At 60.8% G+C, this 22,198-nt stretch carries 16 protein-coding genes; 9 read left to right on the plus strand and 7 right to left on the minus strand.

All coding sequences use genetic code 11. From position 1 onward, the window contains the following. The first annotated feature begins 407 nt into the window (after window positions 1-407). A complete protein-coding gene (locus MOP44_RS15690) occupies window positions 408-4,547 on the plus strand; it encodes a DUF3857 domain-containing protein (RefSeq protein ID WP_260791024.1) in 4,140 nt (1,379 codons plus the stop codon). Between the two features lie 249 nt (window positions 4,548-4,796). Further along, entirely contained in the window at window positions 4,797-5,021 is a 225-nt protein-coding gene (locus MOP44_RS15695; protein ID WP_260791025.1) for a hypothetical protein, read from the plus strand. Between the two features lie 406 nt (window positions 5,022-5,427). Here the strand turns inward: MOP44_RS15695 and rplS are convergent, their stop codons facing one another. Next, a complete protein-coding gene (gene rplS / locus MOP44_RS15700; RefSeq protein ID WP_390905440.1) occupies window positions 5,428-5,796 on the minus strand; it encodes a 50S ribosomal protein L19 in 369 nt (122 codons plus the stop codon). 295 nt (window positions 5,797-6,091) lie between these two features. Here rplS and MOP44_RS15705 point away from each other — a divergent pair, with 295 nt between their 5' ends. From MOP44_RS15705 to MOP44_RS15715, 3 genes are all read left to right on the plus strand, one after another. After that, window positions 6,092-7,630, plus strand: coding sequence for a PAS domain-containing sensor histidine kinase (locus MOP44_RS15705; protein WP_260791027.1), 1,539 nt, complete (start codon window positions 6,092-6,094; stop codon window positions 7,628-7,630). A 110-nt stretch (window positions 7,631-7,740) separates the two neighbouring features. Next, window positions 7,741-8,094, plus strand: a complete 354-nt coding sequence (locus MOP44_RS15710; protein ID WP_260791029.1) for a response regulator — start codon at window positions 7,741-7,743, stop codon at window positions 8,092-8,094. 54 nt (window positions 8,095-8,148) lie between these two features. Further along, window positions 8,149-8,616 (plus strand): hypothetical protein, encoded by a 468-nt coding sequence (locus MOP44_RS15715; protein ID WP_260791031.1) that lies wholly within the window; start codon window positions 8,149-8,151, stop codon window positions 8,614-8,616. Between the two features lie 279 nt (window positions 8,617-8,895). On the opposite strand, the gene MOP44_RS15720 is transcribed toward MOP44_RS15715, so the two are convergent. Both MOP44_RS15720 and MOP44_RS15725 read right to left on the minus strand, forming a co-directional pair. Then, window positions 8,896-11,052 carry a multicopper oxidase family protein gene (locus tag MOP44_RS15720; protein WP_260791033.1) on the minus strand — a complete coding sequence of 719 codons (2,157 nt, stop codon included), beginning with the start codon at window positions 11,050-11,052 and terminating at the stop codon, window positions 8,896-8,898. A 409-nt stretch (window positions 11,053-11,461) separates the two neighbouring features. Then, the gene (locus MOP44_RS15725) at window positions 11,462-13,987 is read right to left on the minus strand and encodes a glycoside hydrolase family 2 protein (RefSeq protein ID WP_260791035.1); all 2,526 of its coding nucleotides are present in this window, start codon (window positions 13,985-13,987) and stop codon (window positions 11,462-11,464) included. A gap of 299 nt (window positions 13,988-14,286) precedes the next feature. On the opposite strand from MOP44_RS15725, the gene MOP44_RS15730 reads away from it, so the two are divergent. Together MOP44_RS15730 and malQ are read left to right on the plus strand one after the other, a co-directional pair. Then, window positions 14,287-15,093, plus strand: a complete 807-nt coding sequence (locus tag MOP44_RS15730; protein ID WP_260791037.1) for a class I SAM-dependent methyltransferase — start codon at window positions 14,287-14,289, stop codon at window positions 15,091-15,093. Window positions 15,094-15,100: 7 nt separating this feature from the next. Beyond that, window positions 15,101-16,651 (plus strand): 4-alpha-glucanotransferase, encoded by a 1,551-nt coding sequence (gene malQ / locus MOP44_RS15735; protein WP_260791039.1) that lies wholly within the window; start codon window positions 15,101-15,103, stop codon window positions 16,649-16,651. Window positions 16,652-16,663: 12 nt separating this feature from the next. On the opposite strand, the gene MOP44_RS15740 is transcribed toward malQ, so the two are convergent. Next, on the minus strand, window positions 16,664-17,209 hold the full coding sequence (locus tag MOP44_RS15740) for a hypothetical protein (protein ID WP_260791041.1): 546 nt from the start codon (window positions 17,207-17,209) through the stop codon (window positions 16,664-16,666). Between the two features lie 72 nt (window positions 17,210-17,281). Between MOP44_RS15740 and MOP44_RS15745 the strand changes: the two genes are divergently transcribed. Together MOP44_RS15745 and MOP44_RS15750 are read left to right on the plus strand one after the other, a co-directional pair. Then, a complete protein-coding gene (locus MOP44_RS15745) occupies window positions 17,282-18,079 on the plus strand; it encodes an ABC transporter ATP-binding protein (protein ID WP_260791043.1) in 798 nt (265 codons plus the stop codon). Then, the gene (locus tag MOP44_RS15750) at window positions 18,067-19,758 is read left to right on the plus strand and encodes a hypothetical protein (RefSeq protein WP_260791045.1); all 1,692 of its coding nucleotides are present in this window, start codon (window positions 18,067-18,069) and stop codon (window positions 19,756-19,758) included. The genes MOP44_RS15745 and MOP44_RS15750 overlap by 13 nt, the downstream gene beginning before the upstream one ends. 130 nt (window positions 19,759-19,888) lie before the next feature. On the opposite strand, the gene MOP44_RS15755 is transcribed toward MOP44_RS15750, so the two are convergent. The 3 genes from MOP44_RS15755 to MOP44_RS15765 are packed head-to-tail and all read right to left on the minus strand — an operon-like array spanning window position 19,889 to window position 22,181. After that, on the minus strand, window positions 19,889-20,476 hold the full coding sequence (locus MOP44_RS15755; protein ID WP_260791047.1) for a TMEM175 family protein: 588 nt from the start codon (window positions 20,474-20,476) through the stop codon (window positions 19,889-19,891). Between the two features lie 59 nt (window positions 20,477-20,535). Beyond that, on the minus strand, window positions 20,536-21,225 hold the full coding sequence (locus MOP44_RS15760) for an alpha/beta fold hydrolase (RefSeq protein WP_260791049.1): 690 nt from the start codon (window positions 21,223-21,225) through the stop codon (window positions 20,536-20,538). Beyond that, the gene (locus tag MOP44_RS15765; RefSeq protein ID WP_260791051.1) at window positions 21,222-22,181 is read right to left on the minus strand and encodes an alpha/beta fold hydrolase; all 960 of its coding nucleotides are present in this window, start codon (window positions 22,179-22,181) and stop codon (window positions 21,222-21,224) included. The genes MOP44_RS15760 and MOP44_RS15765 overlap by 4 nt, the downstream gene beginning before the upstream one ends. Between the last annotated feature and the right edge of the window lie 17 nt (window positions 22,182-22,198).

A 22,198-nucleotide genomic window follows, 5' to 3' on the forward strand; every position in this document is an offset into this window, starting at 1 on the left:
CACGATGGGATGAGCCAAGAGCAGCAGGGATCAATCAAAGCAGTGCAATTGAAAACGACGCTTGGTTGCCGGCGGTCGTCGCCGCCTTAGAACCCCAGATGGATAGTGAGATGCCGTCCGCAGGGGCACTGTTGGTCTTGCGGAGGGCGGCAGGGGCGGTTCGGAAAGTGAAGTACCTGTAAACCTATGCAGTTGCGGCGGGCGCAGGATGCGAGGTGAATGGAGGCAGGGCCAGAAGATCGAAGCCGATTCCAGGGCGGCTGGGTATCCGGTAACTGCAGCGAGTTGTAGGCAATTTGCGATTCGATTGCAGCGGGTATACCTTGAAGTCACCCTTTTACCTAGAGGAAACCCCTGTGTTGCACCGTCGTTTTCGGCATTTCCTGCCTGCCCTTGCACTGGTCATTGTGTCTGCGAATTGTGTGGCGCTGAAGGCGCAGCAGGCAGACGCTCCCTCCCCTGCGGCCCATTTCACACGCGCGGCGAAGGATCTCTTTACGGCTGCGAGCGCGGTTCCGGGGGACGGCGCGAATATTGCGATCCTCGAGGACGATGACTCGTACACGTTTGACGAGCAGGGGCGCATGACGCACGTGGGCTACACGGTCTACAAGGTGCTGACGGAGAAGGGCGCCGAGGCGTGGGACTCGATCTCGATTGGCTGGGAGCCGTGGCATGAGGCTCGGCCCGAGATCAAGGTGCGGGTGATTACGCCGGATTTCGCGGAGCATGCGCTGGACCCGAAGAATCTGAATGAGACTCCCGCGCGCGAGGGTGACTACAAGATTTACTCGGATGGCAAGCGGCTGCACGCGCCGTTCCCGGCGATTTCGGCGGGTGTTGTGGTGGAGGAGGAGTACGTCGAGCGCGAGACGCAACCATTGTTTGCGGCGGGGCGCACGGGATGGACGACCTTCGGGCGCGAGGATATTCCGGTGGAGCACAGCCGGCTTGAGTTCGACGCGCCAGCGAGCCTGCCGTTGCGGACAGCGACGCTGTTGATGAACCAGAAGCCGCAGCGCATTGAAGCCAACGGACGCGTGAAGCTGATCTACGACGTGCCGCGGCTGGAAGGCGTTCCGGATGGTGATTCGAGTCTGCCGTCGGATGTGGCGCGATTCCCGCAGGTGAGTTACTCGACGGGCGCTTCATGGCAGGCGATGGCGACAGAGTATTCGAAGCTTGTGGACAGCCGTGCAGAGGCTGCGGCGGTGCAGAGCCTGGTGGATGGGCTGATCGCGGGCAAGAAGACGGCGGCTGAAAAGGAAGCGGCGCTGCTGGACTATCTGGATCGGCAGGTGCGGTATACGGGGATCGAGTTTGGCGGAGCGGCGATTATTCCGCATGAGCCGGCGGAGACGCTGGGCAAGAAGTACGGCGATTGCAAGGACAAGGCGACGCTGCTGGTGACGATGCTGCGTGCGGCGGGGATTCCGGCGTATGTGGCGCTGTTGAATGCGGGCTCGCGGATGGATGTTCCGGCGGAGCTGCCGGGCATGGGGCTGTTCGATCACGCGATTGTGTATGTGCCGGAGATTGCGGCGGCGAATGGCCAGCCCGCGTTGCCTGCGGTGTGGATTGACGCGACCGATCGCTATGCGCGCCTGGGGCAGTTGCCGATTGCGGACCAGGGAAGGATGAGCCTGATTGCGCGGCCGGAGACGACGGCGCTGGCGCAGATTCCGCTGGCGAGCTCGAAGGAGAACACGCTGCTGGAGTATCGCACCATCACGCTGAGCGAGAACGGGCCGGCGACGGTGGTGGAGAAGACGCAGCCGAAGGGCGTATATGAATCGCGCTATCGCTCTTACTATGCGGACAAACCGGACAAGGATACCCGCGACAATCTGACGAGCTACGTGAAGGCGCAATATGTCAGCGACAGCCTGACCACGGTGGAGCGTAGCGATCCCGCGGACCTGGCGAACCAGTTCGAGCTGACGGTGGCTTGCGAGAAGGCGAAGAGGGGATATACGTCGCTGACCGGTGCGGACGCGGCGATTCGCTATGAGGCGCTGTTCTTCCGGCTGCCGGAAGAGCTGACCACGAAGAAGGACGACGATAAGGATAAGAAGGATGCGACGTCTTCGCGTACCTCGGACTGGCAGCTGATCGAGCCGTACGTGGTGGACCTGAGCTATCGCGTCGTTCCGCCGGCGGGTTTTATTCCCAAGGAATTGCCGAAGAGCTCGACGATCACGATGGGTCCGGCGACGCTGAGCCAGACGTTTTCGACGGACGAGAATGGCACGGTGCTGGCGCATCTGGTCTTCGATACAGGGAAGCGGCGCTACACGGTGGCCGAAGGGAACGAGTTACGTAACAAGGTATCGGACCTGACCTCGGGGCCGCCGATCATGCTGTCGTTTGAGCCGAAGGGGGAGCGGCTGCTGCGCGAGGGCAAGGTGCGCGAGGCGCTGGCGAGCTATCGTGCGCTAGTGGCGCTCCATCCGAATGAGGCTGTGCATCATCTGCAGGTTGCAAACGTGCTGCTCGATGCGGGTATGGGCGGCGCGGCGCGCGAGGAAGCGCGGCTGGCGGTGAAGCTGGAGCCCACGTCGGCGCTGGCGCAGAAGACGCTGGCACAGATTCTGAAGCATGACCTTGTAGGGCGCAACATGCGGCCGGGCAGCGATCTTGCCGGTGCTGTGACGGCGTTTCGCGCAGCGGCGAAGCTAGATCCAGATGACAACTCGACACTGGGCGATTTGGCGATCCTGCTCGAATACGATCCGGTAGGTCGGCGCTACAGCATGCAGGCTCCGCTCAAGGATGCGATTGCGGAGTACAAGACGATTGGGCAGGACAAGCTGAATCAGCTCGATCTGTCGAACAATCTGGCGTATGCGGAGTTCTACGCCGGCGATTATGCGGCCGCTTGCAAGACGGCGGAGACACTGAACCCAGAGCCGAAGGCGCTGATCGCGGCGTGCGTTGCCGTGCAGCAGGGGGCCAAGGCCGGCATGGCCGAAGTGAACAAGCGCGCCAACGATGACAGTAGCTTCAAGGATACGGCGCACACCGCCGGCGAGATGCTGATGAACGTGCGGCAGTATCCGCTGGCTGCGGATTTTCTGCAAGCGGGTGCGGCAGGCGATAACGCGGCACAGGCGATGGGATTGGCGTCGCTGCTGCGCGATGCGCACCACCATGAGGATCTGAAGTTCGATAACACTCCGCAGGACCTGGTGAAGCGATTCTTCCTGTTGTCGATGGATCCGAATTTGACCATGGCCAAGCTCGAGGCGCTTTCGTCAAAGAGCGCGCTGGCGGTGGTGGCGAAGGAGGATCCGGAGGAGATCAAGAAGGCGCTGGAATCGGGGCGGCAGTTGAACTCGCAGCTGGCGCGCGAGGGATCGTTCCTGGACGTGACGCTCGACATTTTGGCGCAGGCGTTCGATCCGAAGGTTGAAGGCGACGATGCGATGGGGTATCGGCTGAAGGTGCAGATTCCGGGCGGCAGCAACATGACGTTCTTCGTGGTGAAGGAGGACGGGCAGTACAAGCTGCTGGACAGCTCGCAGGAGCCGAACAATATCGGATGGGAGCTGCTGGAGCGCATTCAGGCGGGCGATTTGCGCAGCTCGAAGGTGCTGCTGGACTGGCTGCGCGAAGATATGCATCTGGAAGGCGGCGATGATCCGCTGGGCGGGCCTGTGTTTCCGCGTTTCTGGACTCGGGGAGCCGCGCCCGACGCAAACCGGATGAAGCTGGCCGCCGCATCGCTGCTGGTGTCGTCGCGGTCGACGGCGGAGCGCGGGATTGGGATTCTGGAGCCTGCGTTGAAGGTGGCGACCACCGAGCGCGAGAAGCAGAATATCGAAATTGCGCTGAGTGCGGGCTACTCGCTGAAGCAGAATTTTGCGGCGCAGTTGACGGAGGCGAAGGCGCTGCTGGACCAGGTGCCGGAGTCGCGGATGGCGTATCTCAATAACGTTGAGGCTCTGCTTGGGTTGCAGCGCTACGACGACGCGATGAAGCTGGCGGACGATCGGTTGAAGCTGCTGGAGAACGATCCGGATGCGCTGCGCTCGAAGACGCAGATCGAGACGGCCCGAGGTAACTACGCGGCTGCGCGCGTGTGGCTGCAGAAGCTGAGCGACCTCGGGCGCGAGGATGCCGAGGTGCTGAACGAGAACGCATGGCTGGCGCTCTACACCGGCAAGATCGACGATAAGGACATTGCGGCGGGGATCAAGGCGACGCAGCTCTCCAAGGACAATCCGCACATTCTGCACACGCTGGCGTGTCTCTACGCCGAGGCAGGGAAGACCAAGGAAGCGCGGGACCTGCTGTTGCGGTCGATGGACGAGCTGAATCTGGACGAACCCAATGATGACTACTGGTATGCGCTCGGGCGGATCGCTGAACAGTATGGCGAACGCGACGTGGCGATCGCGGACTATCGCAAGCTGGAGAAGCCGAAGGAAGTGCTGTCGATTCCGACGTCGAGCTACGAACTGGCGCAGATCCGGTTGAAGGCGATGAACGCCGGGACTCAGGCCGGGACGACGTCGGCACAGGCAGCGAACGGCAAGATGCGGTGACGGTGTCAGAGGGCCGACGCGATTACGCTTACGGAAAATTTACAGGTTTTTGCGTGTTTGCGTCAGCTTGCGGACATAACCAAAAGCAACTTATCTGCGGCTCCTCGCACCTGAGAAGTAAAGAGGGCGTAGCACCGCGCAAACTTGCAGAAATAATACTTTTAACATTGTAATTACAGAGTTAAAACGCCCCACAGAACGACCCGCTTGCCCTTGGAAAAGAGTAGATACATTGGAGGATTTTGGGCTATGGGCCGAAGATATTGCCGAACGTGTGAAGCACTGAAAGAGTTTTATTGGCTCAAAGTGAATCAGTTTCTGCTCGCCGTTCGGACCAGCTCGGCGTGGCCCCAGCGCCGCCGCCTCGATGATGAGGAGTTGCAGGCGCTGAAGGATGAGTCACTGGCCGCCTTCCGTGAGCTGTTGCGCCATGCAAAGGCCTGCTATGGGCTGGTGCGGGATGAGGCGGCTTGAACGAAAGCCCGAAAAGCTTATTAGTGGACGCTGTCCGGCACGACTGAAAAGTCCGCGCCCTTTCACATGTCCCTGTGCGGTTCAGCGTCGCTTCGGCTATCGGTAAGCATTCCTCGGGGGCTAAAGCCCCGGTTCAACCAGTGGAGAGGCATTTGGGCTGCCTGAAGGCAGCCCCTGATACAAGCTCTGTTCCGAATGGCCTTTTTCAACAAGCTCTGAAGTCGTGCCCTTTCGCGCGGCCCGAGCATCATTTCAGGACGGATTCCCTTCGCGAATGACAGAAAGAAAAGGAAAAGCAAAGGCAAAAGCGGGTTCTTCGCTGCGCTGTTAATGACAAGGTTGTAAAAGGACAAAAACAACCCCGGCACGATGGCCGGGGTCGGGGTAAAACCTGTGGAAGGGCGGGTTAGGCCTTGGCGGCCACCTGGCGCTCGACTTCCTTGAGACGGGCAGCCTTGCCGCGGAGTCCGCGGATGTAGAAGAGCTTGGCGCGGCGGACCTTGAAGCTGCGGATCTTTTCGACCTTGTCGACTACCTTCGAGTTGAAGGGGAAGATACGCTCCACGCCCTGGCCGAAGCTCATTTTGCGGACGGTAAAGGTTCCCTGGGGTCCCTTGTTGATGGCGATGACCAGACCCTCAAACGCCTGCAGGCGTTCCTTCTCGCCTTCCTTGATCCTGACCTGGACGCGAACCTGGTCGCCGGGAACGAACTCGGGGAGATCGGTGCGCTTCAGCTTATCGGCGAGGCGCTGCATAACGGGATGAATAGACATGGTTTCTTCCTGCGGTTGAACTCAGAATTTCCAGTTTATCAGAAGGTTGGGTTTCGCGCCTAATCGGAGTGGTGGATTTGGACCGCGGGTCGAATTTATCGGTTTACGACCGGACTTACCAACCGCGAAGTTGCACGGCTGCATCCTACATTTAATACGCCATTTTGGTGTGATGGGAACAAGTAAATGATTTTTGAAGGGCCCCGAAATTCTGTCTTATTGAAATCCGTTCAATCCATAGTCGCGGGCGGGCTTGCGTACGCGCCCTGCTCGGATGCGCGCGGGAGGTACTGACATGCCGCCCATGCACAATTCCGCCGCGCGCCGGGAGCGGCGGGTTACGGAATATTTGCCGAATAATCCGCACCTTCATTTGGGGGCGTTGGTCAACTCCTCCGATGACGCAATCATCAGCAAGAATCTGGATGGAATCATCCTGAGCTGGAACCCGGCGGCTGAGCGGCTGTTCGGCTATTCGGCGGAGGAGATTATCGGGAAGTCGATCCTGACGCTGATTCCGCCGGAGCGGCATCACGAAGAGGAGATGATCCTCGACAAGCTGCGGGCGGGCGGGCGCCTCGAGCATTTCGAGACGGTGCGGATGCGCAAAGGTGGGGAGCGATTTCCGATTTCTGTTACGATCTCGCCGATTCGTGATGATAGCGGTAAGGTGATCGCGGCATCGAAGATTGCGCGCGACATCAGCGAGCGCAAGCGGATGGAAGAGAGCCGGTTCCGGCTGGCGGCGATTGTGGACTCCGCGGATGACGCGATTATCAGCAAGGACCTGAACGGTATCGTCCAGACCTGGAACCGAGGTGCGCAGAAGATCTTCGGATACACGGCTGATGAGATGATCGGGCAGCCGATTCTGCGGCTGTTTCCCGACGAACTGAAGTATGAGGAGGACGAGATACTCCGCAAGCTTCGCGCCGGCCAGCGCATCGACCACTACGAGACCGTGAGGAAGAGGAAGAACGGGGAGCCGGTAGAAATATCGGTGACAATCTCGCCGATTTGCGATGAGACGGGGACGGTGATCGCCGCATCGAAGATTGCCCGGGACATCTCGGACAAGAAGCGCATGGAGCGGCTGCTGCTGCAGTCAGAGAAGCTGGCTGCGACCGGCAGGATGGCAGCGGCGGTGGCGCACGAGATCAATAATCCGCTGGAGTCGCTGATCAACCTGATTTTCCTTGCGCGCCAGAACAGCGCGCCGGACAGCAAGGCTTCAAAGCTTCTTGCGACCGCGGAGGAGGAGATGGAACGGCTCTCCCACATCGCGCGGCAAACGCTGGGCTATTACAAGGACACGGGCTCGCCGACCAACGTGTACCTGCATGAACTGATCGAGAACCTCTTGACGGTTTACAACGCGAAGATGATGTCCGCGGGCATAGCGCTGGACACGCGATTCAACGACATGCAGAAGATCACAGTGAGCAAAGGGGAGATGCTGCAGGTCTTTTCGAACGTGATTGCCAATGCGATTGATGCGATGCGAGAGGGTGGGGTGCTAAAGATTTCGACGCGCAGTTTGCGGAGCGCGTCGAAAGACGGGATCCAGGTGGTGATCCAGGATAACGGCCAGGGAATTGAGCAGGAGAACCTTCCGAAGGTATTCGAGCCATTCTTCACAACCAAGGGTAATGTCGGGACGGGAATCGGGCTGTGGGTGACGAAGGAGTTGCTGGAACGACGAGGCGGCCAGATCTCGATAGCGAGCAGCAGGGCCCCAGGCGACTCGGGGACGACGGTCACGATTTTTATACCGTTCGCCATGCCCAAGAGTATCGACGAGATGGAGAAAGACGCCAATCCGGTTGAGGTTTGAGAATGGTGGGAACGCTTTTCGGTTCAATCTTTTTATTGGACCAATCGAGAGACAGCGAGGTCTCTCTTCTTGGAAGTCCGAAAGATCAAGTAGATTTCGCTACCGGCCGGATGAAGGTGCTGGTAGTTGACGATCAGCCACTGATCGCCGACACGCTGGCGGAGATTCTGGAAAATGCCGGTTTCGAAGCGTTATCGGCGCATGATGGCTGGGAGGCGCTGGCTCTGGCTGAGCGCCTCCGGCCTCATTGGGTGATTTCGGATGTGCTGATGCCGCGGATGAACGGCGTGGAACTGGCGATCACGGTGCAGCAGAAGTATCCGCGGACTGCCGTACTGCTGTTTTCGGGGCAGGCGGGTATCTCCGATGTTCTGGAGGAAGGCAAGCAGCGCGGTTACGAATTCGAGCTGATTGCGAAGCCGATTCACCCACTGAAGCTGATCCAGCGGCTGAAGCAGATGTGACCGATCTGCGGAAAGTTCAGCGGCCGGCGATGCGCGCAATTTATATTGGCGCTCATGACAGAAAAGAGAGAATTCCTGCGGCATACGCTGGCTGCGCTGGCGTACCGCGCCAACCGCGCGCTTGAAGGCGCGCCGGATGAGTTTGCCGACTTTTCGGGGTGCGAAAGAACGCCAGCGCAGATCGTGGCGCACATGGGCGATCTTTTCGACTGGGCGCTCAGCGCGGCGGAGGGCCAGCAGCGCTGGAAGGTGTCAGAGCCGCTGCCTTGGGCGGAGGGGAAGGCGCGGTTTTTCGCGGCGCTGACGGCGTTCGACGCGTATCTGGCAGGGCCGGAGCCGGTGCATGCAGAGCTGGAGCGGCTGTTCCAGGGGCCGGTGGCCGACGCGATCAATCACGTGGGGCAGTTGGCGATGATGCGACGGCTGGCGGGGTACAAGATCCGCGGCGAGAATTTCTATGTGGCGGATATGAAGGCCGGGCGGACGGGGGCAGAGCAAGCGGCGGCGGTCAGGACGTTTTGAGCACCTGCGGTGCGGCCACTGCGCCTGCGGCGCCATTCGAGGCTGGATGCGTTCTGTGGTCTCCCATCCTTGGCGCAAAGACAAAGACGCGGCAAGGATGGGCACCCGGGCTCGTGGGCGGACGCGCAAAAAGCAAAGGCAAGAACAACCGCGGATCCCTCGGCTTTGCCTCGGGATGACACCGGTTTGGGAGAGCGGGCATGGTGCGGCCCTCGTTGGCATCCTTCCCCGGTCCCCAAATGCGAGGGACCGGGGGCACCCGGCAGTCGGGCGGCTGGGTTATTGGTTGGCGATGACTCGGATGTGGGCCATCATGCCGCCGTCCTGGTGCTCGCCGATGTGGCAGTGGTAGACGAAGTCGCCCACCTCGGCGAAGGGGATCTTCACGCGGATGGTGCCGACCTTGCAGGCGCCTGAGCGCCAGGTTGCTACGGAGCCATCGCAGTTGGCGCCACCGGTGGGGAGCGGTACGTTGTCCATCAGTACCCCGCCGTCCCCTTGCGGGGCGTTGTTGGTTTCGACGGTGAAGCGGGTCTGGTGCAGGTGGAAGTTGTGGGTTTCGCCGGCGACGTTGACCAGCTCCCACTCCTCGGTGACGGGCGTGTTGCCGGATGCGAGCGGGAGGCAGACGTTGATCTTGTCGGCATCGAAGGCGGCGATGTCCTGGAATGTGCCGGGGACGGGATTGCCGCCGGCATCGACTTCTTCATAGCCGAGACCGAAGCCGTCAGGATTGCTGCTGGGAACGCCGAAATAGATGCGGCGGCGGTGGCCAGCGGGGAGAGCGCTGCAGTCGGGTGAGGCGATAGAGGGGACGGGTTTGGCGAGGTCCGCCAGACGCGTTTGGGCGGAGCCGATCTGGGCTGCGGTGAGGGGGCGGGCTCCCGCAGCCGCTTTGCCGGATGCGATGAGTTGCGCCTGATGGAGCGGCACAGCGGCGCCGATACCGGTGAATGCTGCTGCGACGGGAGCACCGAGAAGGCCGGAGGCGGAGAGCATGTGCGCTGCGACGCGGCGGACGGCTACGCTTCCGGGCAGGCTTGCGGGTGCTGCGGCGCGCGCCGAGGATGTGCTGCTGCCTTTCGCAAACGTGATGTGGGCGAGGTTGGCGGAGGGCCAGGAGTCGCCGTCATCGCCGGTGGTGTAGGTGCGGGTGCGCAGCGTGGCGGTGGAGGACTTCGATGAGGGCGGCGCGATCCAAATTTCAGCGCGCGAACTGGGCAACATGACGAGGTGCGTGGCGCAGACGGGGGCGGCCGATCCTGAATTGGAGGCCGCGCAGGGGACAGCGTCGACTTTGCCGCCGGTCAGGGCGCGTATCTGGTTAGAGCTGGAGCCGGGAGGGGGCGCGAGGGCTACGCCGTCAAGCGAGACGACCTGAAACTGGACGGGGTTGTGGGTGGTGTCGTCTTCCATGACGAGGTCGTACGAGCGGCTGGCGCCGGAGTTGAGGAAACGCCAGATTTCGCCGGTGGATTCGGGGACGGAGAGCTCAGGGTACTGCTTGCCGTTGACAGTGAAGAACCATTTGCCGCCGGTGTAGTTGGGACCGGGATCGGGGCTGTGGGAGAAATCGGCGCCGTCGCAGGAGCCGTTCCGGGTCTCGCCGGCAACGGGATCGGGCTGGCAGAAATCGGCATCGAGCTGATCCTGGGCATCGCCCTTGGCGAGTACCTGCATGTCTTTGAGGACGATGTAGTGCACGGGGAGGCTGGAGGCTTGGGCGTTGGGCAGCGACAGGTAGTCGCTGACTGAGCCGATGCTGATGGTGCCGGAGAGGCCTTCGGTGACCTGGTTTACGCCGAGGCCGTGGACGTGGGGATGGAACCAGAAGAAGCCGGAGGGGTGATCTTTGGGGATGTAGATGTCGTACTGGATGGGCTTGTCGGTGGCGGTCTCGTCGGGCATGACCATGGAGGGGAGCTTGCCCGCGGGGTAGCCGAGGACGTAAACGTAGTCGCCGTAGGTGGGGTCAGAGGCGTCCGCTTTGCGGGGTTCGACGATGAGCCCGTGGGTGTGGAGATTGACGGGATTGGCGGCCAGCATCTCGTTCATCATGGGGTCGTCGCCGTGGGCGTTCTCGGCGTCGTCTGGCGCGGGCGGCAGGTGATTGATGAGCTTGATGCGGAGGTGGTCGCCGGCGGTGAGCTGAAGGCGGACGCCGCCGTAGGGCGCGGCGGTTCGCGAATCGGCGGGACAGTTGTCGGGCTCGGCATCCGAGGTTTTGCAGACGGCGAACACCCAGGCGGTGGGCTGGAATGAGCCGAGTGTGGCGGGAGTTGGCTCGGCGACCATGACGAGTTCGAGCACGCCGTTTCTGCTTGTAAATACGGGCGGATCAGGGAAGGGAGTTTGTGATTCGTTGGACTTTGTGCTGTCGCTGCAACTGGAAAGCAGGCACAGCAGGGCTGCAACCACCAGGATCTTTCGTGTCAAAGCTAAGTTCCCCCAGAGAGTTCGATTAAGACGGGACGGTGTTGAGTTGTACCCAAGATGACGAAATTGTCATCTTGGTGTCCGCACGAATGCGATATCCGACTTAATTAGTCCGATATAAATGGAGACTAATTTGGTCGGATATGCGTGTCAAGCACCTGCGGTGCGGCCATTGCGCCTGCGGCGCCCTTCGAGGCTGGGGGAGGCGTCGTGGTCTCTCACCGTTAGCGCGCGTTAAGGATGGGGGACTGGGGCGGACGCGAGAAAAGCAGATTCCCTGACGGGAATGACAGAAAGAAAGCAAGAACAAGAGCAGGTTCTTCACTCCGTTCAGAATGACAAATCTCGCAGTGCAAAAAACGAAGGCCGGAGCGGATCGACGCTCCGGCCTTCGTTGGTGTGTTCGGGTTTACTGACGGAGGTTTTCGGTCTGGAAGGGGAGGCCGGTCTCGGGGGATTGCATCGGGTCGGCGTCCTTGTTGGGGGCGATGGAAACGCCGGCGGCGGAGGCCGGTTCGATGGTGGTGTTGAAGCCGTCGAGGAGGATGAGGGCGTCTTCGCCGTGGAGATCTTTGAGATCGGCGTCGATGTTGATGGTGCGGCTTTCGCCGGGGACGAGCGAGACGTAGTTCTCGTCGTAGAAGACGGGCAGCACGCGCTCACCGGACTTGCGGCGGAGCTGGATGTGGGTCATCAGCGCGATGTTCTTCGACGGGTTGCGCAGGGTGACGGTGATGCGAGCGCGGCCGGACTCGTCGTGGCGGCTGAGCTCGGATTGCAGCGTGACGGGAGCGAGCTTGCTGAGGTCGGTGAGGTCGTCGGGGTGGGGGTCAGTGTTGGCGCGCCAGTAGAAGTTGGTGGAGAGCAGCTTGCCAGTTGAGTCGTGCAGGTCGAGCTTGACGAAGTTGACGTTGGAGGTGCTGGCCGGGAATTCGATGGGGCCAATGGAGGTGGCGAAATCGGGCGGCGCGGTGAAGTGGCGCTGGTACTGGAGGGCTACGGAGCCGTCGAGGTTGTAGACGGAGACGTCGGCGACGGCGTTCTCAAGCGGCGTGGGCAGGTTGTTGATGATCTGGACTTCGCCGTTGGCCTGGTTGAACTGGATGTGCTGGAGCTCGCCGGCCGAGCGGGTACCGAAGAGCGATGCACTGGGCTCGAGGTCGTAGTGGTAGAGCTGCCAGACGAAGCTGGGCTGCGCGGGCGCGGACATCCAGGTGATGACGGCGGTGGTCTGGTGGAAGAGCTGGGCGTTGCGGCCTTCGTACATGGCGCGGTAGGCCTCGTAGTTCATGAGCTGCGCCTTGCGGACGAAGTCGGCGAGGTTTCGGACCTTGCCATAGCGGTCCTCAAGCTGGCCCTTGTATTTGTCACCCCACTGCGCGCCCTTGGCGAAGTCGTGCTCGGCCCAGTCGTCGGTGATGGTCTCCCAGTCTTTCTGGGGCATCATGCCCTTGATGGATTCGAGGGTGGGGACGGAGAGGGAGCCGGTTTCGGTTTTGAAGAAGTCGTCGGTAACGATGTAAAAGTCGCGGGGAGCGCGCCAGTGGTAAGGGCCGTTGGAGCGGACGCCGGCGCCCGATGTGGAGCTGGGCTGATAGCGGCGGGTGGGTTCGAGTTCGGCCATCAGCTTCTGGAGCTCGTCGTCGATGGACTTGGGCGGGAATCCCTCGTTACGCGCGCACCAGACGGCGATGGACGGGTGGTTGCGATAGCGGAGGATTTTGTCGCGCACGTTGGCCATGTAGGTGGCGAGGTCTTCGGGGTCGGGGCCGTCAGAGGGATTGGGCTGGAAGAACTCGTCCCAGAGCAGGATGCCGTATTTGTCGCAGAGCTCGTAGAAGTCGGGGCCGGTGGACTGGCCGACCCAGTTGCGGATGAGGTTGAGGTTGGCGAGCTGGTGGAGATGGATTTCGGCATCAAGGCGCTCGCGGGGGATGCGCTTGAGCATTTCGTCGAGGCCCCAGTCGCCGCCTCGGATGAAGACGCGCACGCCGTTGACGCTGATGGTGAGGTTTTCGGAATCGGGAACGGAGTAGGAGATTCTGCGGATGCCGAAGGTGACGTCTTGCGCGTCGGATGTGGCGTTGCCGGCGTCGAAGCTGAGGTGAAGCGAGTAGAGGTTCTGCGGGCCGTAGCCGTTGGGCCACCAGAGGCGCGGGTTGTCGATATGGAGAGCCGGTGTGGATTTCGGATCGAAGGTGACTTTCTGCGAAGAGTGCGCGGGAATCTCAACAGGCTGCTCGAAGTGAATGCTCTCTATGTCGCCTTTGAGGACGCCTTTCTGCGGCTGGTCGGTGACATTCTCGACGGTGGCCTGGACGACGACGTCGGAGGAGTCGGTGCGCGGCAGGGGGAGGTCGGTGGTGACGAGAGGGTCCTTCACGAGGACGGGGCCGGTGGCGGAGAGGTAGACCTTTTGCCAGATGCCGGTATCGCGGTCACGGATGGCGGGGAGCCAGTCCCAGCCGATGGTGGAAAGGAAGGTGGGGCCGTCGAGCGCGGTGATGCCGCCGTTCTGGCCCAGGCCGTTTTTCAGCGTGTGCTCGTGAGGCACGCCGGGGTGGGGCTGGGGGGTCACGAGAACAGCGACGATCGCCTTCTGGCCGGGCTTCACGCGATCGGTGATGTCGAACTTGCCGCGGATGAATGCGCCGCGTGTGGTTCCGATCTTTTTGCCGTTGACCCAGATTTCGGACGAGTAGTTGATGCCGTCGAAGTTGAGCCAGACGTGATGGCCGGCGTAGTCGGCGGGGATGTCGATGACATCGCGGTACCAGTAGGAGGTCTTATTGAGGGACTCGGGGATGATCTCGGGGCGGTTGTTTTCGCCGTAGGCTGGGTCGGGGTAGACCTTGTTGTTGACAAGGGTGGTGAGAACGGTGCCGGGGACGGTGGCGGTGTACCAGTCTTTGGCTTTGAAGCTGGCGGAGGCCACTTTTTCGGCGGAGTCTTTGACTCTGGCGGAGTCTTGGAGCTGCCAGCCGGAGGTGAGGGTGACGGAGGAGGGAGGAGCGGGGCGAGTCTCGGATTGGGCGGCTGAGAAATGGGAGAGGAGTGTGAGTGGGACCGATATCAAGGCAAGGTACAAGGGCTTTCGGGTAATCAAGGAGGCTTCCTCACTCTTTGAAATTTTCGCGAGCGGATGGAGCTGTGCGCGATGGACTCTGACATTGTAGACGCGGAGGGCGGGCGTGGCTTTACTGGGGCAGAATAGCTTCAGGCGGATGAACAGTCATGAGAGAGAAAATTGCAGACTTCTACGAGCCGCTCGCGGCGGTGTATCACCTGATCTTCGAGGACTGGGATGCGTCGATTGCGCGGCAGGCGAAAGTGGTTGATCGCCTGATTCGGAACGAACTGGGTCAGGCGCCGCTGCGCATTCTGGATTGCGCATGCGGGATTGGAACACAGGCAATTGGGCTGGCTCAGCTCGGGCATTTGCTGACGGCATCGGATGTGTGCGACGCCGCAGTGGAGAGGGCGCAGAAGGAGGCTCAACAGAGAGGGCTCACGATTGCATTTCATGTTTCCGACATGACTGGGTTACGCGAGATCGAAGAGAGCGGCTTCGACGCAGTGGTGGCTCTCGACAATGCCCTGCCACATTTGGAGAAGGATGAGCTGAGCGCGGCCGTTCAGACGATGGCTGGCAAGCTCCGGGATAGCGGCCTGCTGCTTGCGAGTATGCGCGACTACGACAAGCTGATTCTCGAGAGGCCGTCGGTGCAGGGACCGACGTTTTATGGCGGGGTGGTTGACCGGCGGATCGTGCACCAGGTTTGGGATTGGATTGCTGAAGACAGATACAGGGTGCATATGTACATCACAGAGAAGAACGGTGGGGCTTGGCGCTTGCACCACTTTGTGGGAGAGTATCGCGCTGTGCTGCGGAACGAGGTGAGGGACACGCTGGCGGAGGCGGGATTCGACCAGATACGGTGGCTCATGCCTGAGGAGAGCGGCTTCTATCAACCACTGCTGGTGGCGCGCAAACAGCGTGAACAAGAGGCGGCGGGGAAGCGGGCGGAGCGCATCGGATAATGGTGACATGAATTTCCAGCGTTCTTCTGGCATTTTGTTGCACGTCAGCTCCCTGCCTTCTTATGGCGGTATTGGCGATATGGGGCCGGCCGCGTATGACTTCATCCAGTTTCTTGCCGATGCGAAGCAGCATGTGTGGCAGGTGTTGCCGCTATGTCCGACGGGATATGGGAACTCGCCGTATGCGAGCTCGTCGGCGTTTGCAGGGAATCCTTATTTGATCAGCCTGGAGTTTCTATCCGATTGGGGTTGGATCAAGGGCGAGCGCATTGCGGGGCTGGCGGGGCGCGGCGGGGCGGTGGATTTCCACGAGGTGGAGACGCGCAAGCTGCCGCTGCTGTATGAGGCTGCGGGGAATTTTCTGGATGATGGCGCGGGGCGATGGCCGGAACAGTGGAAGCAGTTTGAGGCGTTCTGCAAGGCTGAGGCGAACTGGCTGAAGGACTACACGATGTATGCGGTGCTGCGCGCGAAGTACAACACGGGCGCGTGGACGGCGTGGCCGGAGCAAGTGCGGAAGCGCGATGACGCGGCGCTGGATGAGTTGGTGCGGGAGCATGGGCGGGAGCTGGCGTTGGAGCGGGTGCTGCAGTTTGCGTTTGCGCTGCAGTGGGGGCATCTGCGCGAGGCCGCGGCGAAGCAGGCGATACGCATTTTGGGCGATGTGGCGATTTTTGTCAGCATGGATTCGGCGGATGTGTGGGCGCACCCGGAACTGTTTGAGCTGGATGCGGACCTGAAGCCGGTGCGCGTGGCGGGCGTGCCGCCGGATTATTTTTCGGCGACCGGGCAGCGGTGGGGCAATCCGCTGTACCGGTGGGATGTGCTGCGTGAGCGCGGGTTCGACTGGTGGATTCAGCGGATGGCGAGAGCGCACCAGGTGTATGACATTGTGCGGCTGGATCACTTCCGGGGGTTCGAGGCGTACTGGGCGATTCCGGCAGAGGAGGAGACGGCGATCAACGGCAAGTGGGTGAAGGCGCCGGGGATGGAGCTGTTCCAGGCGCTGGAGCGCGCGCTGGGGCCGCTGGCGATTGTGGCGGAGGACCTGGGGCTGATTACGAAGGAAGTGGATCAGTTGCGGATGGACGCGGGGTTTCCGGGGATGCGCGTGATGCAGTTCGGGTTCAGCGACAAGGGCGCGCATATGCATTTGCCGCACCAGTACACGCTGGATACGGTGGCGTATACGGGCACGCACGATAACGACACGACGCGCGGATGGTGGGACAACGCGGGCTCGGCGGAACGCAAGGCGGCGAGGGCGTATATCGGAGAGCCGCCGCATCGTGACGGGAAGGCATGCCCGGTGTGGCCGATGATTCGCGCGGTGCAGGGGAGCGTGGCGCAGCTTGCGATTGTGCCGGTGCAGGATCTGTTCGAGATGGGGTCAGAGGCGCGGATGAATACGCCTGCGGTGCCCGCGGGGAACTGGAGCTGGCGCGCGCCGGAAGGCCGGTGGACGAAAGAGCTGGCGGAGAAGCTGGCGGCGCTGGCGGAGGTTACGGATCGGGAGAAGGACCCGTTGGAGAGGCAGGGAGTAGGGAATAGGGAGTAGGGAATAGAAAAGCTAGCGCGAGAGGTCGAGGTATTCGAGGGCCGGCTCTTTCGGGAACGAGTGGATGGCTAGCATCTTGTAGATCAGGGCGAAGGCTTCTTCTTCGGAGAGGCATGATCCGAACTTGCGGGTCTTTCCGTTTAAGTCGAAGCAGATGATGCCTGGATAACTTGGCTGACCCATTCCGGTAATCGGGCGATATCGGAGATCGTAAATTTCGCTCGTTGCGAAGGACCTTTGACGGATCTCCATGCCGGCAAGCGTGTAAGTTAACTTGAGCAGGGAAGGATCGAGTGTGAGGGCAATGCGCCCGAAGAGGCTCCACATTATCGTTCCAAATGTATATACGCCGGCAATCGACCAGAGTGTCAGCCATAGCAAGAATGGCGAGCCGCCGTTTTCCCATTTCTTTCCGAAAAGTTGAGTTCCTCCATATATCCAGAACGTGAGCCAACCACAGAGGAACAGCGTTCGCCACCCCCCCATCCAGCCGGGGATTTCAATGCGAATGCCATTCGTGGTTCTCTCCCAAGTTAGTTTGCCGCTGAGTCTTTCCATGGAGTCTGGATCATCTTAACTTGAGCGCGCCGGGCTTTGTCTGCGTCTGCTTCCTTGTTATTCTTGCCGCACATGGAAACTGCTGCGATTCAGACGCACGGGCTCACACGGCGGTTTGGCGAGTTGACCGCTGTCGATAACGTCACATTCAGCGTGGCGCAGGGACAGTTCTTTGGATTTCTGGGGCCGAATGGGGCGGGCAAGTCGACCACGATCAAGATGCTGACTGGGTTGCTGGAGCCGAGCTCCGGGTCGGTTGAGATTCTGGGGCAGCCGTTCAGCGCGAACGCGCTGGACCTGAAACGGCAGATTGGCGTGGTTCCGGAAGGTATGGCGCTGCTGGGGCGGCTGACTGCGCCGGAGTACCTGCGATTTGTAGGGCGCATGTATGGGCTTGATCGCGAGACGACGAATCGGCGGGCCGAGGAACTGCTCGAGTTCATGCAACTGGCGAACGAGAGCCGCAAGCTGGTTACGGATTTTTCGCACGGCATGCAGAAGAAGCTGGCGCTGGCCGCTGCGGTGATCCATGGGCCGAAGGTGTTGTTTCTCGATGAGCCGTTCGAGGGCGTGGACGCGATTGCCGCGGGGATGCTGAAGACGATGCTGCATGGGATGATTCAGCGCGGCGCGACGATTTTTTTGACGACGCACGTACTGGAGATTGTGGAGCGCCTGTGCAGTCACGTGGCGATCATCAGCCAGGGACGGCTGGTGGCGAATGGGTCGATTGAGGAACTGCGCGCGGGTGTTGCGAGCAGCGTGCCCGGAGCGGACGGTAGCCAGAAGCTCACGCTCGAGCAGATTTTTCTGTCGATTGTGGGGGCGGGCGGAATGGAGCCGGCGCAGGAGCTGTCATGGCTGGCTTAGCCGAATCGCTGAATGGCATCGCAGGATCGAACGGACCGCTGAGCAAGAGGTCGCGCGCGCAGTATGGGGCGCTGGCGCAGATGCGGTGGAGCGCGTTCAGGAACACGATCCGCTCGACGCGGGGGGCGATGGAGCTGGGCGCACGCATTGTTACATCGGTGGTGTTTTCCTGCATGGGGCTGGGGATTGCGTTTGGCCTGGGCGCAGGCGCGTATGCGATGGTGGCGCATGGTGATGCGAAGTTTCTGCCATTTTTATTCTGGTCAGTGTTCGTGTTGTGGCAACTTGTTCCGATTACGATTGCGTCGTTTCAACAGCAGTTCGACATGGCGGGGCTGCTGCGGTTTCCGGTGAGCTTTGGTTCGTTCTTTGTGCTGAATCTGCTGTTCGGGTTGATTGATGCGTCGACGATTGTGGGCGCGTTTTGCTGTGCGGGATTGTGGATTGGGATCACGCTGGCGCGGCCGGGGCTGTTCGCATGGGCGGGGCTGGCGCTGCTGATCTTCGCTGCGTTCAATGTGCTGCTGGTGCGCACGATTTTTGCGTGGATCGACCGGTGGCTGGCGCAACGGCGCACGCGCGAGATCGTGATGGCGATTTTCTTTGTGTTGATGCTGGGGCTGCAGCTGCTGAATCCGGCGTTGCACACGAGCGCGGGGAAGGCGCCGTTCAGTCCGGAGACGCGCGCGGCATTTCTGCACTGGATGCATGCGGCGAACGGGGTGCAGCGCTGGCTGCCGCCGGGGATGGCGTCGATGGCTGTGCAGAAGGGCAGCGAGCATCTGCCGCTGCAGGGACTGGGCGCGCTGTGCGGCATCGGGCTGTTCGCGACGGTGACTGGGGCGACGCTGGCGACCCGGCTGAGAGCAGAGTATCGCGGCGAGAACCTGGGCGAAGGGCCAGCGAGAGCGAAGGCCGAGCCGAAGGGGCGCGAGTGGTCGATTGGCGGATCGGGTCCGATTGCTGCGGTTTTCGAGAAGGAACTGAGAACGCTGCTACGGGCGATTCCGCTGCTGTACCAGGTGGGTTCGCCGATCTTCGTTGTGTTCGTACTTTCGACTGTGAATCGGAACAACAAGCTCAGCTCTGGGCATTTGCCGCTGGGATTGTTGCTGGCTCTTGCGTACGCGATTGTGGGTTTCACACAACTGATCTACAACAACCTGGGCGGCGAAGGGCCGGGCATTCAGTTGCTGTTTCTTTCGCCTACGCCGATTCGCACGGTGATTCTGGCGAAGAATCTTTTTCACGCGGCTCTGTTCGGGATCGATGCAGTGCTGGTGTCGATTGTGGCGTGCTGGACGGTGGGGACGCCGGCTCCGGATGCGCTTGCGGCGAGCGTGGCGTGGGTATTGTTCGCGCTTCCGGTGCATCTGGCAGTGGGGAACGCTTTCTCACTCATGATGCCGTACAAGATCAACCTGAGCCGCATTGGAAAGCAGAAGGGATCGCAGGCCAATGCGCTACTAAGCCTGCTGGGGCAGGCGATCACGCTGGGTGCAGGCGTGGGTGTGTTCGCACTGTGTGACTGGGCCGGCAAGCTGTGGCTGGCGATTCCGATCTTCCTGGTGCTGGCCGTGGGGGCGGTCGCTTTCTGGATGCATATGCTGAGCCGCGTGGATGCGATGGCGAATGCGCGGCGCGATGAGCTGATCACGACGCTGGTGAAGGCCGAGTGAGCACCTGGCACCTGCGGTGCGGCCAGCTGCGCCTTCGGCGCCAATTGAGGCTGAATGAGAGTGGCGGTCTCCCACCCTTGCGACAGAAAGAAGTCGCAAGAGCTCTGGGGCGAGCGCAGGGGACAACCGGTCAAACCCTCCTGGCGCCAGGGGGCTCCGGCTGCAGATGGAGGAGTACGGCACCACACACGATTCCGAAACCCCACTGCGCAAATTTAAGAGATACCAGCATCGCGGTCGCAAAGAGCACAAAGGCGATGATTGTGCGCACTTTTGCTAGTCGACGCGAACGATGCGAAATCTCCTCAAGTTCGGCGTGTGTCAGCGCGTGGTGCTCGAAACTGAGGTAGGCCGCTTCTACGAGAACAAAATCAGTTGCATACACGAAGACCGGAACTGCAGCAAGACGGGTGTCGGCAACCCAAGCAGTTGTAAAGGGCACCAACGATACGGCAAACAGATGAGCGAAATTGATCCAAATGAGGCGTGCGGTCGGCTCTTCAGTGAAACGCAGCAGGTGATGATGATTGAGCCAGACGATCGCAACGAATACATAGCTGACCAGGTAGCTCAAAGCGGTCGGCCAGAGCGGCCAAAGAGCCGCGAACGTGGGATGTTCAGGCGGCTTCAGGTCGAGGACCATGATGGTGATGATGACGGCGAATACAGCGTCTGAGAATGCCGCCAGTCTCTCGATTGTCGCTTTCCTCTGAGGCATACCCGCTCCGTTTTTCCCTTAGGGCCCGATTAACTATTCCTTCTCGCAGCGCAGCTTGCTCAGGCTAGACCGGCGGCTTCCAAAATGATTTCAACAACCAGATTCGGAGCCGTGTACATGGGCGTGTGATCAACGCTGTGTGAACGGACGCGAGCAGCCATGCGCTCGGCCATGAAGCGCTGGTTTTCCGGCGCAATCATGCGATCTTCGCCGGCGATCAAAAACCACGACGGCACAGTCTTCCATGCGGGCGCCGGCGCCTTCTCTTCAATGCATTTGAGGCTAATGGGCCGCTGAATCGCTGTCATGATCGCGAGTTGGTCTGGTGTGGCCTTGTGAGCCACGGCATGCGTGAAGCCTTGTTCCGGCATCCAGATGAACCCGTGTGCATCGGGTTGTAGCTGCGGTGCGTCAGGATGGGGACTCGTGCGATAGAAAACATCTGCGACAGTTTCACCTTCATCCGGGGCCAGGGCGGCTATGTATACCAACGAGTTCAGCCGGTCGTGATCAGCCGCGGCTATCACGGCGCCGGCGTACGCGTGTCCGACGAGCGTAACAGGACCATCCGCTTTCTCGATGACGCGCCGAAGCGCGGACGCATCATCGGAAAGGGAAGTGAGCGGAAGGGGCGCGGCAATCACGTGCAGGCCGGCCTTTCGTAAAGGAACAATCACGTTGCTCCAACACGATCCATCGGCCCATGCGCCGTGAACCAGAATGGCAGTTTTGGATCGGGGAGAATTCATCGACCGGGCACCTCTCCCACGTCGCGGACGATGCCATTTGCTTGCAGGAATTCCTTCATGGTTGCAGCGATTTCGACTGCATGCGTCTCGATCGCAAAATGGCCAGTGTCGAGGAATTGAACCTGGGCGTCTGGGAGGTCTTTGCGGTACGCTTCGGCTCCGGCAGGGATGAAGAATGGATCATTCTTGCCCCAGATTGCGAGCAGCGGCGGTTTGGCACGCCTGAAATACTCCTGAAAGTTTGGATAGAGCTTCACGTTCGACGCGTAATCGAGAAAGAGATCGAGTTGTATGTCCTTGTTGCCGGGCTGTTCGAGCAGCGCTGCATCCAAGGTGTACGACTCAGGAGCAATGCTCTCTGGATTTTCGACACCGTGGGTGTATTGCCAGCGCGTTCCTTCGAAGGTCAGAATGTTCGCGCGGAGCACATCGCGGTTTTCGGGCGTGGGCTCGGCCCAGTATTTTCTGATTGGTCCCCACGCGTCGCCGAGGCCTTCTTCGTATGCGTTGCCATTCTGGGAGATGATCGCAGTCACACGCTCCGGGTGGGCCATCGCAAGTCGAAGGCCTGCTGGTGCCCCGTAATCGAAGACATAAATCGCATAGCGCTCCAACTCGAGCGCTTCCGTGAAGGCCGCGAGAGTGTTGGCCAACGCGTCGAATGAATACGAATACTTCCGGTCCTTGGGTATCTCGGTGAATCCGAATCCTGGCAGATCGGGCGCGATGACGCGGTATTCATCTGCGAGACGCGGGATGAGATCGCGGAACATGAACGATGAGGCGGGAAAGCCATGCAGCAGGAGCAGCGCTGGTGCGGTCACATCTCCGGCCGAACGATAGAAGATCTGCATTCCATCGGCTTCGACCTTTTGTACGGATGTTACGGGCACGACGGGTTCAGGTCCGTTGAATCCGTCGGTTTCGGCGGTTTGTTCTAAAGAAAATCGGCTCATATGAGTTCCTTCTCGGG

This window comes from Occallatibacter riparius, from assembly GCF_025264625.1.
GTDB lineage: Bacteria > Acidobacteriota > Terriglobia > Terriglobales > Acidobacteriaceae > Telmatobacter > Telmatobacter riparius.